Annotated in this window: 14 protein-coding genes; 1 reads left to right on the plus strand and 13 read right to left on the minus strand. The window is 53.9% G+C overall.

Translation table 11 applies throughout. From position 1 onward, the window contains the following. Nucleotides 1-105 precede the first annotated feature (105 nt). The gene (locus LA756_RS25415; protein ID WP_224437524.1) at nt 106-2031 is read left to right on the plus strand and encodes an ATP-binding cassette domain-containing protein; all 1926 of its coding nucleotides are present in this window, start codon (nt 106-108) and stop codon (nt 2029-2031) included. Here LA756_RS25415 and LA756_RS25420 read toward each other — a convergent pair. The 13 genes from LA756_RS25420 to LA756_RS25480 form a co-directional block, all read right to left on the minus strand. Then, nucleotides 2028-2621 carry a cytochrome c oxidase subunit 3 gene (locus tag LA756_RS25420; protein WP_224437525.1) on the minus strand — a complete coding sequence of 198 codons (594 nt, stop codon included), beginning with the start codon at nt 2619-2621 and terminating at the stop codon, nt 2028-2030. The genes LA756_RS25415 and LA756_RS25420 overlap by 4 nt on opposite strands. A 56-nt stretch (nt 2622-2677) precedes the next feature. Beyond that, a complete protein-coding gene (locus LA756_RS25425; protein WP_224437526.1) occupies nt 2678-3055 on the minus strand; it encodes a cytochrome C oxidase subunit IV family protein in 378 nt (125 codons plus the stop codon). Nucleotides 3056-3075: 20 nt separating this feature from the next. Continuing rightward, the gene (locus LA756_RS25430) at nt 3076-3984 is read right to left on the minus strand and encodes a cytochrome c oxidase subunit 3 family protein (RefSeq protein ID WP_224437527.1); all 909 of its coding nucleotides are present in this window, start codon (nt 3982-3984) and stop codon (nt 3076-3078) included. A 58-nt stretch (nt 3985-4042) separates the two neighbouring features. Further along, nucleotides 4043-5752, minus strand: a complete 1710-nt coding sequence (locus LA756_RS25435; RefSeq protein WP_224437528.1) for a cbb3-type cytochrome c oxidase subunit I — start codon at nt 5750-5752, stop codon at nt 4043-4045. A 25-nt stretch (nt 5753-5777) separates the two neighbouring features. Continuing rightward, a complete protein-coding gene (coxB, locus tag LA756_RS25440; RefSeq protein ID WP_224437529.1) occupies nt 5778-6779 on the minus strand; it encodes a cytochrome c oxidase subunit II in 1002 nt (333 codons plus the stop codon). A gap of 103 nt (nt 6780-6882) precedes the next feature. Continuing rightward, the gene (locus tag LA756_RS25445) at nt 6883-7695 is read right to left on the minus strand and encodes an SCO family protein (protein WP_224437530.1); all 813 of its coding nucleotides are present in this window, start codon (nt 7693-7695) and stop codon (nt 6883-6885) included. Between the two features lie 27 nt (nt 7696-7722). Then, complete coding sequence (locus LA756_RS25450; RefSeq protein ID WP_224437531.1) at nt 7723-8106, minus strand: hypothetical protein; 384 nt, start codon at nt 8104-8106, stop codon at nt 7723-7725. A 12-nt stretch (nt 8107-8118) separates the two neighbouring features. After that, nucleotides 8119-9372 carry a quinol:cytochrome C oxidoreductase gene (locus LA756_RS25455; protein WP_224437532.1) on the minus strand — a complete coding sequence of 418 codons (1254 nt, stop codon included), beginning with the start codon at nt 9370-9372 and terminating at the stop codon, nt 8119-8121. 5 nt (nt 9373-9377) lie between these two features. Next, complete coding sequence (locus tag LA756_RS25460; protein ID WP_224437533.1) at nt 9378-10874, minus strand: quinol:electron acceptor oxidoreductase subunit ActD; 1497 nt, start codon at nt 10872-10874, stop codon at nt 9378-9380. 41 nt (nt 10875-10915) lie between these two features. Then, entirely contained in the window at nt 10916-12337 is a 1422-nt protein-coding gene (gene nrfD, locus LA756_RS25465; RefSeq protein WP_224437534.1) for an NrfD/PsrC family molybdoenzyme membrane anchor subunit, read from the minus strand. Between the two features lie 64 nt (nt 12338-12401). Next, nucleotides 12402-15590: a TAT-variant-translocated molybdopterin oxidoreductase gene (locus tag LA756_RS25470; RefSeq protein WP_224437535.1), complete on the minus strand. Its 3189-nt coding sequence runs from the start codon at nt 15588-15590 to the stop codon at nt 12402-12404. Further along, the gene (locus LA756_RS25475; RefSeq protein ID WP_224437536.1) at nt 15578-16285 is read right to left on the minus strand and encodes a cytochrome c3 family protein; all 708 of its coding nucleotides are present in this window, start codon (nt 16283-16285) and stop codon (nt 15578-15580) included. The genes LA756_RS25470 and LA756_RS25475 overlap by 13 nt, the downstream gene beginning before the upstream one ends. Before the next feature lie 261 nt (nt 16286-16546). Next, nucleotides 16547-17080 carry a response regulator transcription factor gene (locus LA756_RS25480; protein WP_224437537.1) on the minus strand — a complete coding sequence of 178 codons (534 nt, stop codon included), beginning with the start codon at nt 17078-17080 and terminating at the stop codon, nt 16547-16549. Nucleotides 17081-17088 lie beyond the last annotated feature (8 nt).

Genomic DNA, 17088 nt, shown 5'->3' on the forward strand with positions numbered 1-17088 from the left:
CGGGCATTTTCCGCGACGATAGAGGGATTCAAATTGAGGACGATTTTGTCCCCCAGTGCTCTCCATTATCTTCACCTGGGCCGAACTGCTCGGCCGCTGAGTTCTATGCCACTGATCACGCTGAAGAACGTTCGTCATTCGTACCACGATCGACCGCTGTTTACCGACGTTTCCTTCGTTTTGGAGCCAGGGCAGCGTGTCTGCTTGATGGGGCGTAACGGAGCAGGCAAGTCAACACTGCTGAAGATCCTCGCTGGCGAAGTGGTCCCAGATGATGGCGAGATCGCATTGGCCACCGGCCTGACGCGAGCCCAGATGGCTCAGACGGTGCCGACCGACGATCGAGGAACGGTTTACGATGTGGTCGCCGACGGCGTAGGCGATTTGGCCGAGATCCTTCGCGAATATCATGCCCTGACGCATCAACTGGCAGAGAACCCGACCGACGAAGCAGCGAAGCGACTCGACGAGCTGCAACACGAGATCGACACGCAGGATGGCTGGAATCTGCAGAACCAGATCGAGCAAACACTGACGAAGACCGGGCTCGATGGCGAGCTGGTTTTCCAAAAGCTTTCGGCTGGAATGAAACGCCGCGTGCTACTGGCCCGAGCTTTGGTGAACGAGCCAGATTTGTTGCTGCTGGACGAACCGACGAACCACTTGGACATCGACTCGATCATCTGGCTGGAAAAGCTGTTGATGAACATTTCGTGCTCGATCGTCTTCGTCACGCACGACCGGGCCTTCGCACGTAAGTTGGCAACACGGGTCCTTGATGTCGATCGCGGTCGTGTGACAAGCTGGTCGTGCGGCTACGATGATTTCTTGAAACGCAAAGCCGCATCGCTTGAGGCCGAAGAGAAAGAACAGGCCCTCTTCGACAAAAAGCTTGCTCAGGAGGAAGTCTGGATTCGCCAAGGAATCAAAGCTCGCCGAACACGCAACGAAGGTCGCGTCCGAGCACTGAAGAAGATGCGCGACGAGTACCGCGACCGCCGCAAGCATGTCGGTAGCGTGAAGATGGAAGCGCACGTTGGTGATCGATCGGGTCAGATGGTTTTCAAAGCAGATGACCTGGCCCACCGGTTTGGTGACCTACGAATTGTGAATGACTTTTCCACGGTCATCATGCGTGGCGACAAAGTCGGCATCATCGGTCGAAACGGGATCGGCAAGTCGACATTGCTGCGAATCCTGCTCGGGCAAATGAAGCCAGATAGCGGCCAGGTAAAAGTTGGCACGAACGTGCAGATCGCCTACTTCGATCAGCTTCAAGCTCGGCTCGATCCGGAGCAAACGCTGCGGGAGAACATTGGCGAAGGAAACGAGTTCGTCAAAATCAACGGCAAGTCGAAGCATGTCGTTGGTTACTTGCAAGAGTTTCTTTTCACTCCGGAACAAGCCAATCGCGCGATCAAGTTTTTGAGTGGGGGCGAACGCAATCGATTGCTTTTGGCTCAGCTTTTTGCCAAGCCGTCGAACGTATTGGTACTCGACGAACCAACGAACGATTTAGATTCTGACACGATGGAGTTGCTGGAAGATTTGGTCGTGAACTACCCCGGCACAATGCTGGTCGTCAGCCACGATCGAGAGTTCCTGAACAACGTCGTCACGAGCACTATTTCGTTTGAAGGGGACGGCATCGTTCTGGAATATGCTGGTGGATACGACGACTATTTGATTCAGCATAAGAAAGATACAACACCTCCATTCGAGCCGCCAAAGACTGAAGCTAAGCCTGCATCAGCTGCCAAACCGGCGGCGGAGAAGAAGGAAGCGAACAAGCCGCGTGGCCGAAAGCTTTCCTACAAAGAGCAACGCGAACTGGATAGCCTGCCTGAGAAGATCGAGCAGTTGGAAGCAGAGCAGGAAGAGCTTCAAGCCAAAATGGCGGAGCCAAGTTTTTATCAAAAACCGCAAGACGAGATCAAACAGGTTTCGCAGCGTCTGGAAGCGGTCGGCGAAGAGCTACTGGAATGCTTGGAGCGATGGGAAGAACTGGCCACCATTCAAGAGGCGAGTTAACGGGCCAGCAAGAAGGCCGCAAGCATTACGATCCAAACGATGTCTAGGAAGTGCCAGTACAAAGCACAGATATCGACGCCCCAATGCTTTTCATGATCGTAACCATCGGAGTGGGCTCGAAAGAGCACACCGCTCAGGAAAGCAAGACCTCCGACGACATGCAGTGCATGGACGAACACGAGGAAGAACATCAGTCCGAACTGTTTGGTCACTCCATCATTGAGTGCGTCGCGATGCATCTCTAGCAGGGCATGCAGACCGAGCGACTGGAAGACCAGGAAGATCACCGCAATGCCTGTCGCGGCGTAAAGCCAGCGTCGAAAGGGAACCTGGCGTTCTCGCCGAACATTGGCAACCGCCATGTGCATCGCGAAGCCAACACCAAACATGCTGAGCGTGCTGACAATCAAGCTCGGCGGAAACGATCCAATCGAGATGGCTGGAGCATCCGAAGCAAATCGGATGATTCCATAAGCGGCGATGCTTGCGAGAAAGAACATCGTCAGCGAGGCGATGAATAAAGCAAAGCCGAATTTGGCTTGGTATTCATCGCGACGCATGGTGACCGATGAGAAAGAAGACCTGAGCATCGCAGGAGACGTCTTGCCGATGAAGCGTGACTGACTTCATCGGCTTGTAAAAGGAACTAAGGCGTTTCGGTTGCGGTGACTACCGTCGTGTTTTCGTAGAACTCCTTGATCTGCGGCTGATACTGTTCCGAGTCGAGCAATGTAATGCTGAAGAACAGGGCCACGAATCCGAGGCAGAACAGGAAGAACAACACGTTGATCGGTTTGTCGTACCGCAAGTGCATGAAGTAAGTCGCGACGAGACCAGCCTTGATGGTGGCGATCGCAAGGGCAATCCAAATATCGATCTCACCAAGGTGTTGATCGGCCAGGAAGACCGTCAGTCCGGTGAAGAACAGCAAAGCCACGAACGTTCCGAGTAAGATCGGAATCGGCATGACGTGGGCCAAGCCATGTTCGTGATCGTCGGAATGATTGGTCGATGGATCGGACATATCAAAAATCCCCGTGGGGTTTAGGAGCGAATGAGGTAGAGCAGCGGGAACAAGTAAATCCAGATCAAGTCGACCAAGTGCCAGTAGAGCCCGACGTAGTCAACAGGACCAAAGTATTCGCTGCTGAAGTCACCGCGAATCGATCGATACAACAGCCAGCCGATAGCTCCCATTCCAAAGAGGATGTGAAAACCATGCAGGCCGGTCATCATGTAATAGATGCCAAAGAAAATTTGCGTGTTGCGTGGAGCATCGACGAACTGTTCCGGACCAGCATGCCCGTGCCCGTGCGAGTCGCCATGCGAGGCATGCGTATCGACATGCTCTTCGGGATGATCTTCGGGATGATCGTCTTCGTGCTCGGCTTCGGCGACAGCGTGTTCCGCTTCTTCCTTGTGCTCTTCCGCTTCTTTCTTCTGAGCGGCGAGCACCTCTTCATGCACTTCCTGATAATCGGCAGGGTGCTGAACTTGATAGATAATGTTCGACTTGCCGGTGTACAAACCGATGTCGAACTTATGGGTGTACTCGAAGTACTTAATCACCAAGAAGACGCCAGCCAGTGCGAGCGTAACGCTGAGCATCGCCACGAGCAGCTTCTTCTGCGAAAGCTGAGCCGCACGAACAGCCCAAGCCATCGACAAGCTGCTGACGATAAGCACAACCGTATTGATTGCACCCATCGTGGTGTCCAACTGCTTATGAGCGTACAGGAACACTTCTGGATGGTTGTACCGGTAAATGAGGTACGCACAGAAGAGGCCGCTGAACATCAGGATTTCAGTGAATAGAAAGAGCCAGATGCCAAGCTTACCTGCATCGAACTGCTGCTGCATTGTTTCGAAGTGGTGAGCCTGGAACGGACTGTGACCGTGATGGTCGCCATCCGCATGATGGGCCTGATCTTGGGAGTCGACGGCGGCGCTCATAGGGCAATTTCGTTTCTAAACGTCGTCACGTAACGGAATGAAGGATTGGAGGAACGGTTTAGTGATGGTCCTGGCTCGTCGATTTGACGGCATTCGGATCTTTCACATATCCACCCACTCGTTCGTCGTATTTCAAATCGCTGTAGTCGTAAGGCGAATCGACATGCGGAGCGTGTTCAAAGTTGTAATAAGGAGGCGGGCTGGTGCACGTCCATTCGAGCGTCGCAGCACCCCATGGATTCGCAGGAGCTTTGCGTCCTCTGAAGAGTGATACCACCAACACGGCAATGGCACCAACCATCCCGATGCCGAGTGTCAAAGCACCGACCGTCGAGAGAACGTGATAAACCTGATACTCATCGACGTAAGTCGCGTAACGTCGCGGCATACCACGCGAGCCCATCACAAACTGTGGCAGGAACGTCAGGTTGAAGCCAAAGAAGACCACCCCGCAAAACAGTCGGCCGAAGGTTTCGTTGTACATCACGCCGAACATTTTCGGCCACCAGTGGTAAAGACCACCGACAAATGCGATCACCGTTCCACCCATCATCACATAGTGGAAGTGAGCGACGACGAAGTAGGTATCGTGCAGGTGAACGTCGGTTGCCAAAGCACCGAGGAACAAACCTGTCAGACCACCGATGGTGAACAGGAAGATGAAGGACAACGCGTAGCACATCGGCGTGGCCAGGTTGATGCTCCCCTTGTACATCGTCGCGGTCCAGTTGAACACTTTGATCGCAGACGGAATCGAGACGCTAAACGTCAAACCACTGAAGATCACCGCCGCCATCGGACTTTGTCCGCTGACAAACATATGGTGACCCCAGACGAGGAAGCCGAGCAAAGCAATCGCAATCGAGCTGTACGCGATGAACGTGTAACCGAAGATTGGCTTACGGCTGTAGACCGACATCAACTCACTCATGATACCCATCGCAGGCAGAATCATGATGTAAACCGCTGGGTGCGAGTAGAACCAGAAGAAGTGCTGGAACAACACTGGGTCGCCACCCATGCTCGGATCGAAAATGCCGATACCGAGAAGGCGTTCGCCCATCAGCAGCAGCAGGGTGATACCGAGAACCGGGGTCGCCAAGATCTGGATAATTGCCGTGGCGTAAATGGCCCACATGAACAGCGGCATCTTGAACCAAGTCATACCTGGCGGACGCATCGTGTTCACGGTGACAATGAAGTTCAGACCGGTGAAGATCGAACTGAAACCAAGAATGAACGCACCGATAGTGGCCGCGATCACGTTGGTTGTCGTTTCAATACTATAAGGAGTGTAGAAAGTCCAACCGGTGTCCAAACCTGTGGTGACCAAGGCGATCAGGAAGAAGATCGCACCGAAAACCCATAGGTGGAAACTCGCCAGGTTCATGCGAGGGAACGCGACGTCCTTAGCACCCACCATCAACGGTAACACGAAGTTACCCAGTGCTGCTGGAATGCTGGGAATGATGAACAAGAAGGTCATCACCGCACCATGCAGCGTGAACAGCTGGTTATAGCGATCGAGTGAGATCATCCAGTCTGGGAAAAAGCCATTTGGCATCATCAGATGGAGTCGGAGTACCAGAGCCAGGACACCGCCCAGGAAGAACGAGGCGAAGATCCCGACGAGGTACATCACGCCGATTCGTTTGTGGTCAAGCGTGAAGGCCCACGACATGAACCCGGACGAACTGGTGAGGTAGTTCGAGCTAGGGTCGTCGTTGTGACCGATATCGATTTGAGTGTCTGGTGTAATCGTGGACATGGCTTAGGCTGCCCTATGCAAATTTCTACTTAAGCGACTTCAAGTAGGCGATGATCGCCGTGATTTCTTCGTCTTTGAGCAACTGCGGCGTGAACACGGTCATGCCTGGCTTGCGACCGACGACGATCTCGGAATTAGGTTGGCGGATGGACTTACGAACATAGTTTTCGTCCATGACGACCGTTTCGGGGGAACTCGAACCGCGGGGAATGACCTGACGTTCGGTCCCCCACTGGCCATTGAGTGCTGGGCCAGCGTATTTAGCGGAGTTGACGCCTTCGACCGAGTGACACTGTGCACACCCTTTTCGCTTGAAAAGGATTTCCCCAGCATCGACAGGTGTATTGTTCTCTAAGATGTTGGCGGCTTTTTCGGCCCATTGATCAAAGTCGGCAGGTTCATGAACGAAGACCTTGGCACGCATCTGAGAGTGCTTCTGCCCGCAGTATTCCGCACAGAAAAGATCCAATGGTTCGTGTGATGCGTCCTCGGAACCACTGCCGGTGGTCTCTGTTGCGTTAACCCAAGTCGAAGTGTAACGACCAGGTACGCAGTCCATCTTGATGCGGAATGCGGGGATGTAGAAGCTGTGTAAAACGTCCTCCGATTGCAGCAAGAACTTCACATTACGATCAACTGGAATGTGGAGATCATTCGATTCGGCGCCGTTTGGATAACGGAACAGCCAGTTCCATTTATTAGCAACTACTTGAATCTCGTAGGAGTTTTCCGGGGCTTCTCGGACGTTCAAATAGCCGGTAAAGCCGTAATAGAAAATCACACCCACCAGGAGCGATGGGATGATGCTCCAGGTAATTTCCAACGATTCGTTGTGGGAAGGCGATGGCTGTTCTTTGTGGCCAGGGCGTTGATAGTACCGCAGCACAAAGTAGATCATCGCGCCGACGATGAGCACGAAGAAAAACGCTGACAGGTAATAGATGAAATCAAACAACCCGTCGACACTCCCAGCGACCGTGGATCGCTCGGGCGGGAAGAACATGGTATCCGCCAAGATGGATTGCATGGTTGAGCCTATTACTGGGGCCATCTCGTTCTATCTTGTTTCTTGTCTAGGTCGTTTGCGAGGGAAATAGTCCACTCGCTGAATCGGTATGCAATGCGTGGGACTATCTCGTTTTACGGCGGAGAAGCCAAAACGGGAACAATCCAATTGCCAGGCACGTCACCGTGGTGAATGCACCTAACTGCATCAATTTGACGGCCTGTGGTCCGTAACGACCTGCCGTTTCATCGTACATAAAACACGAGAGGATTATCTTATCCACCGTCGTGCCAATCTTTCCTTCGCTCGCTTCGACCAACGACAAACGCAATGTTGGTTCGTCGAATTGAACGCCGTAAATGTATCGTGAAATTCGCCCGTCAGGAGTGCAAAGCATCAGCACTGCATTGTGAGCGTATTCCTTGCGTTCAGGAACGTAGCGAAACTGAAAACCGGTCGCCTTGGCAACGGTCAGTATCGACTTCGCATCCCCTACCAAAAAGTGCCAGCCGTCGGCGGTGCCTGGGCGAGAATATTCCTGGTAGTAACGTTTTCGTGTGTCGCTGGCTCGCTGGTAAGTTTCTTTGGGGTCGATGCTGATCGACACCACCTGAAAGTCTTCTCCCGCACTAGCCTCCATTTGGCGAAGGGTCATGACGAGACCATTGAGTTGCTGCTGACACAGCATGGGGCAGTTTGAGTAGTTGAGCGACAAAATGACCGGCTTTTCGCCGTCGAAGTAGTCACCCAAACGAATCAAGTTGCCGCGATCGTCCGTGAACTTGGTATCGAGAGGGAGGGGATCGTTGAGATGCTCGGTGACACCTAGTCCATCGACGGCGTCAGGCGTCTCATGAAGTTGAGCCTCAGCCGAGGTGCTCAGCAGTAGGCAGAACAGGCCTGCCCATACCCAACGAATTGTCCTCAAACCTCGCATTTCAATCCGTGTTAGCCCCGCGAAGGGTTAGTTCGATTCGTATTGATCGGCGACCACTTTCATGGCCTGCTCAATCGGCATGCCGATCGTTTTTGATTCTTTGTTGACCCAGCTGTATCCGTTGTTCAGCTTCGCCTTCTGAGCGCTGAGAATGCTGTCTTCCACCTCAAGTACCTGGTCGACAACTTTCTCCTGGTGCTGCTGCTTCTCGAACTGCAAGAAGGCTGCTTGCAGACCAATAATGCAGATGAACGTGACAACCGCGCTGATGAACCCGACCAAGCCAATCATGGGGGTGTTCAAGTCATCGTACTGCGGGAGTTCGTGCCCGTTGTGCGAATCAGCAACTGGAGTTTCGGTCGCTGTTTCTTGGGGTTCGTTTTCTGGTGTTTCTTCAGTGATTTCCGTCATCAAACCACCCTCTTAATGATTCTGTAGTGCCAGCGATTCGTCCAGTCGCGGATCCTTGACAGGAACCAGCGGCTTATCGGTGGCGAACCAGATCAACGAGCTAATGTATAAACCGCCAATTCCGACGATACAGCACACATCAATCAGGCCAAAACTTGGAGCGGCCGTTCCATGAGCCACTTGTGGCATGACAATGTAGTACAAATCGACGTAGTGCATAATCAAGATGAACACGGCCCAGCCGGTCAGAAGGTACTTGTTGCGGCGAATGTGCCGCGACATAACCCCAAAGAACGGAATGAAAAAGTGGCCGAAGATCAATAGGATGGCGACCGTGGCCCAGCCATTCTCTTGGCGACGCAGGTACCAGCCGGTTTCTTCCGGAATGTTGGCGTACCAGATCAGCAAAAACTGGCTGAACGCGATGTAACCCCAGAACAACGTGAAACCAAACGTGTACTTACCCAAGTCGTGGTAATGCTCCTTAGTCACGATATTCGCCATCTTTCCATCCTGCTGAAGCAGGAAGATAACGACCGTCATGAACGCAAAGAAGCTGAGAGCACTTCCAGCGAAGAAGTAGACGCCGAAAATCGTACTGAACCAATGTGGGTCGAGTGACATCAGCCAGTCAAAGGAAGCAAACGTCGCCGTCAGGCCAAACATGACCACGGCCAACGAACTCCACTTCTGCAGCTTAAGCGTAATCTCTTTGTCACCACTGGTATCTTGAGCCAGCGAGTTCAAGAAGAAGTAGCGAGCAATGCAAATCCACGTACCGAAATAAACGATCGCACGGATGGCAAAGAAGAACGAGTTCAAGTACGGCGACTTGTGAGCGATCAGGAAGTCGTATTGATCGGAAGCCGTATCGATCTTGGCAGCGTCGTTCCACTCGAACAGCGTGTGACTGCCGAACAGTACTGGAAACAGAATCACGAGGAACAAAAGCGCCATAGGAATGACGTTCTGCGTCAGCAGCTCAGCGACGCGACGCACCACGACGCTCCAACCAGCACGCGTCAGGTGATGAATCGGCACGAAGAACAATGCTCCGAGCGAAATACTGAGGAAGTAGACGAAGCTTGTCAGGTACGAATGGAAGAAGTAGGAAGAGCTTTCCTGCGTCAATCCAATGCCCATGGCCAACAGCAGCGCCAAGACGCCAACAGCCATCGCGACCATTCGCACCGACTGCCAGGCCGGATTGAGGCGGATCGTTTCGTCGTCCGTCACTTTGATCGTAGGTTTGTGGTGACCGCCCATGTTACTTACTGACCTTTAATTTCCAATTCTTTCATCTCGACGGCAGGAATCTCTTCCGGCGTTCCAGTACGCGTCTTTTGCAAAGCACGTACGTAGGTGACGATAGCCCAGCGATCTTCCGCAGGGATTTGATCGCCGTAGCCCTTCATCTTGCGAATGCCGTGAGTGATGGTGTTGTACAGCTTGCCGTCAGGCTGAGTGAGCAAGTAGTCGGTGTGAAGGTTCGTTGGTGGAACCCACGTTGGTTGTTGGAGTTCCAAAGCTCGCTGCGAAACAAGCCCGTCTCCATCACCAGCTAAACCGTGGCAAACCGAACAGTAGATGTTGTAGCGATTACGGCCTCGTTCGACGGTGGCTCGCGTGACTTTGATCGGAGCGATCTTCACCCAGTTTGGTTCTGGCTCTTCCGGAGCAGCCGCATCACCTTCTGCGTTTTCCGCAGCAGGTTGCTCTTCAGCTGGCTTGTCGTCAGCAGCAGGCTTTTCTTCTTCCGGAGCCTCTTCCTCCATTGGAGCGTCGTCTTCCGGCTTGGCTTCTTCAACCGTCTCTTCCATTGGCTCATCGGCTGCCGGTTTTTCGTCGGCAGGAGCTTCTTCCGCTGGCTTTTCCGCGTCCTCAGCTGGTGGTTCTTCTTCCTGTAGGAAGGCCACATTTTGCTGACCCACCTCAGGAACGATCCCAGTCAGCATGATCGGATCGGTCCATTCGCCCCGCGCGACAGTGCCAGGAATGCGAGGTCGCATGGTGCGGCCATCAGCAAAAACTGGGCTGATCGTTTGCGTGTCGCCACGCAACTGGATATCCATGTCACGGATCGGATTGATACGGGGAACGGTCGATGTCTGGTAATAGGCACGCCACAGCAGCAGCGGTGGAACCAGGGCGACGACAGCAGCCCCTACCCCAACGAACTTGATCACCTTGGGAAGTTCGTTCGGGCTAGGATCTTCAAAGACTTCGATCACCCCGGTCTGGCCGATGAAACCTTCCAGAAGTTCGCGAGTCTTGTTGGGTTTGTATTTCTCGTCGTTGACATCGATCGCCAGGAAGAATTTGTCGTCGGTGGCCCGAGCAAATTCTGGGACGCGAAACAATGGATTGGAAAACATCGGAAGCTTGTTCAACAGCAACATGCCGATAAAGACGGCGAAAGCTGCGTGTAAAATGACGAGCTCGAAGATGACCGGAATGTTGGCCGGTAAGCTGAAACGTGGCTTCGCCGAAATGATGAATGGATACCATTCGGCGTTGGTCATGAACTGCAGGCCGAGACCGGCAAATCCGCCCATGATGCCCAATGCCAGAACGATCCATGGCAAGATCGTCGGCTTGATGCCGAGAGCTTCGTCGATCCCGTGCAGAGGGAAGGGCGTGTAGGCGTCGGTCTTCTTGTAACCCGCTTTACGCACCTTTTCGCAGGCCACCAACAAGGAGTCGGGGTCGTCGAACTGTGCCATCAGCCCGATTAGCTTAGGTTCCGAGTTGTTCGCGTCTTCTGCCATCTATCTTTTGCCCTGCTGGAAGCCCAGGGAGGAGTTATTAGTTACGAGTGCTCGACTGCCGCGTGGTCTTCATCATGCACTGGGGAGTGCGGATGAGGCATCACCGATTTGACTTCTGCCATGGCCACGATCGGACCAAAGCGGACGAACAGCAGGAACAGGGTGAAGAACAACCCGAAGCTGCCGATCAGCATGCCGTAGTCGACCCAAGTCGGATGGAACATGCCCCACGACGACGGAAGGAAGTCGCGAGCCAGCGAAGTCACCGTAATCACAAATCGTTCGAACCACATACCGATGTTCACGAAGATGCTGATCACAAACATCAACCACGGCGTGGTGCGACACTTCTTGAACCAGAACAGCTGCGGGCTGATCACGTTACAGGAAACCATGATCCAGTAGGCCCACCAATAGGGACCGAACGCACGGTTAACGAACGCGAAACCTTCGTACATGTTACCGCCGTACCAGGCAATGAAGAATTCCATTGCGTAGGCGTAACCGACCATCGAGCCGGTGGCGAGCAAAATCTTGCAGACGTTTTCGAGGTGGCGGAGCGTGACGACATCCTTCAAGCCAAACAGTTGGCGAGCAGGAACCATCAGCGTCAGCACCATCCCAAAACCAGAGAACACGGCCCCAGCGACAAAGTACGGCGGGAAGATCGTTGTGTGCCAACCGGGAAGCTGCGAAACAGCAAAGTCGAAACTAACGATCGTATGCACCGAAAGAACGAGCGGGGCAGCCAAGGCGGCGAAAAGGGTGTAGGCCTTTTCGTATCGCGACCAAGAGCGAGCCGAGCCAGTCCAGCCGAGCGAGAAAATCGAGTAAACGATTCGCAGGATTTTGTTATTGGTACGGTCTCGCAGGGTCGCGAGATCAGGGATCATGCCGGTGTACCAGAAGATCAACGAAACCGTCGCGTAGGTCGAAACGGCGAAAACGTCCCACAGCAAAGGACTACGGAACTGAGGCCACATTGCCAGTTGCAAACTCGGCAGCGGAAACAGCCAGTAAAAGACCCAAACACGACCGATATGGACAGCCGGAAACACACCGGCACAGCAGACCGCAAAGATCGTCATCGCTTCGGCGAAGCGGTTGATACTCGTACGCCAGTTTTGCCGGAAGATAAACAGAATTGCAGAAATCAGCGTACCAGCGTGACCGATACCGACCCAGAACACGAAGTTCACGATCGGAAAACCCCAGTAAACCGGGTTATTGTTACCCCAAACACCGACCCCGGTGAAAACAAGGTAACCGATCAACGAGAAGAACATTCCCAATAGGCCCAGCGATGCAACGAACGCAACGTACCACGCGATGGGCGTCTTGCTTTCGTTGATCTGACAAACCAACCGGGTAATCGAGCCGTAGTCGTGCCCGCCAATCACAAGCGGCGTCCGGTTGCCCGGATCGTCGATCGTGGTGTCAATGACTTCGTTTACGGTGGCCATTCTTACTCTTGGTTATATGAACTTTAGCTGACTGCTGGTTAGGTGAATCGAACGATCGAAGAGCTTAGTGCTTTTCTTCTGCCGTTTCATGTTCGTGGTCATCGGCGTGCTCGCCTTCGGCATGGGCGTGATCATGATCGTCGCCGCCATGTCCGTGGCCATGATGGTCGGTTTCCTTCGGAGCCAACCATGGATGCGGATTGCGAATCTTGGCCAAGTAACGCGTACGTGGCTTGGTGTTCAGTTCCGCCAGCATTGCGTAAGCACGTGGATTTGCGTGAGCCTTGGCGACTTTGCTTTCGGGATTGTTCAAGTCGCCAAACTCGATCGCTTGTGCGGAACAAGCTTCCTGGCAAGCGACTTGAATTTCGTTCGGGCCGATCGCTCGACGGTCTGCTTTGGCTTCGATCTTGGTGTTTTGGATTCGCTGCACGCAGTAGGTGCACTTTTCCATCACGCCACGATTACGCACAGTGACTTCGGGATTGAAGATCAGCTTGGCGAGCTCTTTATTGGCGGCGTCGAAGCGAGTCTCATCGGCTCGCCAGTCGAGGTAATTGAACCGGCGAACTTTGTAAGGACAGTTGTTACCGCAGTAACGCGTACCGATACAGCGGTTGTAGACCATGTCGTTGAGGCCTTCGTTGCTATGAACGGTAGCCGCGACTGGACAAACGCTTTCGCAAGGAGCCGTTTCGCACTGATGACATGTCACCGGTTGCGAGACCGCTTTGGGGTCTTCCATGTCGCCGCTGAAGTAACGATCGACACGGATCCAGTGCATTTCGCGACCGACCGAAACCGCTTCCTTGCCGACGATCGGAATGTTGTTTTCCGATTGGCAGGCAATCGTGCACGCATTACAGCCGGTGCACTTGGTCAAGTCGATCGACATGCCCCAAGCGTGGCCGTCGTACGATTCCTTCATCCATTCCTGGTCTTCCCACAGGGACTCCAGAGGTGGATGGTGGACAACATGTTTGGCGAAGTCAGGATGATGTTCGTATTCTTCGACGGTGCCTTCGCGGACGAGTTCTTCCACGCGGCGACCAATTTCTCGCATCCCGAGCAAGTCGATTGCGAAGTGATCCTGCGTGGTAGCCAGCGTGAACTCTTTGCCGGTGCCATCCATGGTGACATCGGTGGCGAGCAGCATCGTTTCTTTGGTTCGCAGTGGGCTGACATCGACGCCGACTGGATCGATTCCGGCATCCGTATCGCCACCGACCGATCCAGCTTTCGTACGACCGTAACCGAGGCCTACTGCCAAAGTGCCGTGTGCTTGACCGGGTTGAATGTAAACAGGAACTTCAACCGTCTTGCCGTTAGCCGAAAGCGTAACGAGCTCTGCTTGTTTGACGCCTTGGTCTTGAGCTGTCTTAGGACTCATCGTAACGACGTTGTCCCAAGTTACCTTGGTGATTGGCTCAGGCAGTTCTTGCAACCAGCCGTTATTGGCGAATCGACCATCGAAAGTACCGGAGCCGGGATGGAAGATCAGTTCCAGGGCATCGCCAAGTCCGTCTCGCCATGCGGAGACCGAAACTTCTCCCAGTTCGAGATCCGACGATAGCGTTGCGGTGACCGCTTCGGCAGCCGAGTCGGCGATGAAGCCGTCGTGAAGGACTTTCGTCCATGCGGCATCGGTAGCAGAAGTCGAGAATGCGGTCGCAACCGACTGCTTCACGGCTTCCAGAGTTTCGGAAATCGGCGAGCCAGCGATCAGGCTCAGGAATTCGACCGGATCTTTGGTTTCAAAGATGGGAGAAATCAGCGGCTGAGCGATGCAGTAACTACCGTCGTAGGCAATCGCGTCGCCCCATTGCTCTAAGCCGTGCGATGCGGGCAAATGCCACGAGCAAAGCTTCGAGGTTTCGGTCTCGTAATCGCCGTAGTAGACCTGGGTCTTGGCTTTGTCCATTGCGGCCACGAAATCGAGGTCCGCAGGTGCATCGTAGATTGGGTTTCCACCGACGAACAAAATCGTTTCGATTTCGCCGCCGTTAAGTGCGGTGGTCAAATCTTCGATTGAACCGGTGTTGTCGCGAGCGAGCTTCGGTTCTTCGATGAAAGTAACCGTCTTGCCGAGGTTTTTCAGCTTGTCGTTAATTCGCCAGATGCGAGCCTGGGTTTCAACGTCCAGCGTTTCACCACCGACAACGAGGCTCTTGCCTTGATGGCTGACGAGGTCGTTGACCATGGCCGTGACCATGATGTCACGCTTATCAGCCGGAGGTTCTTTCGTTTCGCCGTTTTCGATTGCGCCGTCGAGTTTTTGCTCAAGCTCAGCAACGAAGCTGGCCATCTGCGAGGCGGCCACTGCCAGGCGATGATCGGCGGCAATTCCTGTCGAGGAGAATCGGCTTTCTACCACGTAAAGACGGCTCATCTTGCCATCTTCTGGCGTGCGATGCTTGGCGAACTCGCGGCTGTTGGGCCCGTGCGTTTGATGGCTTCCCAGAATGTCGGCGCTAATGTCAACGATGATCTCGGCTTCTTCCAGCTTCAAGATCGGTCGCAGCTTTTGACCGAAGGCAATTTCGGTGCCGAGCGTCGTGTTGCCGGTGATGGAATCGTATTGATACCACTTGGCTTGGGGAAACTTTTGAGCGATCGCGTTGAACTGAGCGAGCACGGTCGGCGAGTGATTCGCTTGGTGCAAAATGGCCAGCTTGGAGGCGTTGCCACCTTCCAGGGACTTGGCATGTTCTTTCCACCAAACGTTGAACTCGTCCCAGGTTCGCTTGAATTGCTGTCCGCTGTCGTCACGTTCGACAGGGTGCTGGCTACGATCAGGGTCGTACAAATGCAGAATGGTGGCCTGAGCGAAAGTGTCCGCACCAGAGACCATTGGGTGCATCTGGTTGCCATCGATCTTGATCGGTCGGCCGTCGTAGCTCGTAGCGACGGATGGACAAACTTTGCCGGCGACTTGCAGGGTCGTGGCGAACTTTTGCGGTTTGCCAGGAATTCGGTCTTCTGGACGTCGCGAGAATGGAGCGATCTCTTCTTCCGGATAGCGGAAGCCAACCACTTCTTCTTCTGGGTAGCGGCAGCCAGCAGCACCCGTTGCCAGGGCCAGCGAGGCCCCCATCAACTGCATCCAGCGACGACGCGGCAACCCGGTTGGAGCTTCTTCAGCAGCTTCCGGAAATTCACGTTTCAGGAACTGCTCGAACTCAGGAGTTCCCTCGAGTTGATCGAGGCTACGCCAGTACTTCGGTTTTTCGTTATCAGGCTTTATCGATGACATGTCGAGCAGTTGGTCGATGGGTTAATGTTCAACTCTTCGCGAAGTTGCTGTCCGATCAGACGCTTTTCTTCGACGCTCAATTTGTTACCGCCAGCTTCCGTACCCCAAGCGAGATTCGTAACCTCGTTGGCAGGGCGGATTTTCGCGTCAGGATTGCGATGGCAGTCCAAGCACCAAGCCATGGAGATTGGCTCGACGACTTCTACAACATCCATTTTGTCGACGCGGCCGTGACATTCGACACAGGAAACACCCTGGGTCACGTGAGCACTGTGATTGAAGTAGACAAAGTCAGGCAGGTTGTGAACTCGCATCCAATCGATCGACTCGCCGGTAGCGAGGCTTTCGCGGACAGGTTCCAACGCCACGCTGTTGGCATGAACTGCCGCGTACTGCGTTGCACCACTCGAGTCTTGACCGCTGTGGCAGTTACCACACGTCGCCGTCGGAGGCACAGCCGCATGACTCGCTTTCTCGACGGTGTTATGACAATAACGGCAGTCCATCTTCAGACGGCCTGCGTGCAGCTTATGGCTGAACGGTACCGGCTGTTCGGGACGATAGCCACGGTTAAGAATCTGGGGTGACGAAGTCACAAAGAGTACGGAACCGCCGTAGGCTGCACCAACAAGGATTGCGCCCAGCATTAGCGGAACGAACTTATTTACCCATCTGGGAAATAGAAAGCGGTCCATGACTTTCTCAGTCGTTAGTGGTCTCGATGCGAGACGCGTCGACGGAAAAGTGCCTTACTCGAGAGGCAACCGGAGTTAGGCATCCGGCCAAAACTCAAGCAAAGCGGATTGTTGTAAATCGCAACGTTGCCAGCAACGAGAAGCAGCCTAAGGGAGGCTCGTTCTCGTTTGCTATCAGCGTGTAAATCGTAAAATAACCATCAGTTTCGTACGACGTGACAATAGGTCGCACTAGGATGGGGGGTGTCTTGTTCGGGCTGCTTACGGAGCCAGTTTTTTCAGCTTCCGTTGAAGCGTTCGGCGTGGGATATCTAACAGTCTCGCGGCTTCGGAAAGGTTGCCGCCACAGTCATTTAGCACGCGGTGGATGTGTTCCCATTCCGCCTCGGCAAGCGACTGGGGATTGTACGATTGCGGCTCTGCTTGGGGGGATGCCGCTTCCTTGTTCTCGAATGCCGCTAAAATTTCATCCGCGTCGGCTGGCTTGGTTAGGTAGTTTACGGCACCCAGGCGAACCGCTTCGACCGCATTCGTGATGCTGCCGTAGCCGGTCAAAATGACAGCTTGGGTGAGCGGAGAGACTTTGAGCAGGTCTTTGAGGATCTCGATTCCGGACGTCTCAGGCAATTTCAAGTCGAGCACTGCGCGATCGGGCTGAGCTTCTTCGGCTTGGGAGACAGCATCCTCTTTGGTCTTCGCGGAGTAAACGTCGAAGCCGCGGGACGAGAAGGCCCGCGTCAATCGGTTCCGCAAGATATCGTCGTCATCGACGAGGAGGATTGTAGGTCGCGACATGGATCCGC

The organism is Bremerella sp. TYQ1 (genome assembly GCF_020150455.1).
GTDB lineage: Bacteria > Planctomycetota > Planctomycetia > Pirellulales > Pirellulaceae > Bremerella > Bremerella volcania_A.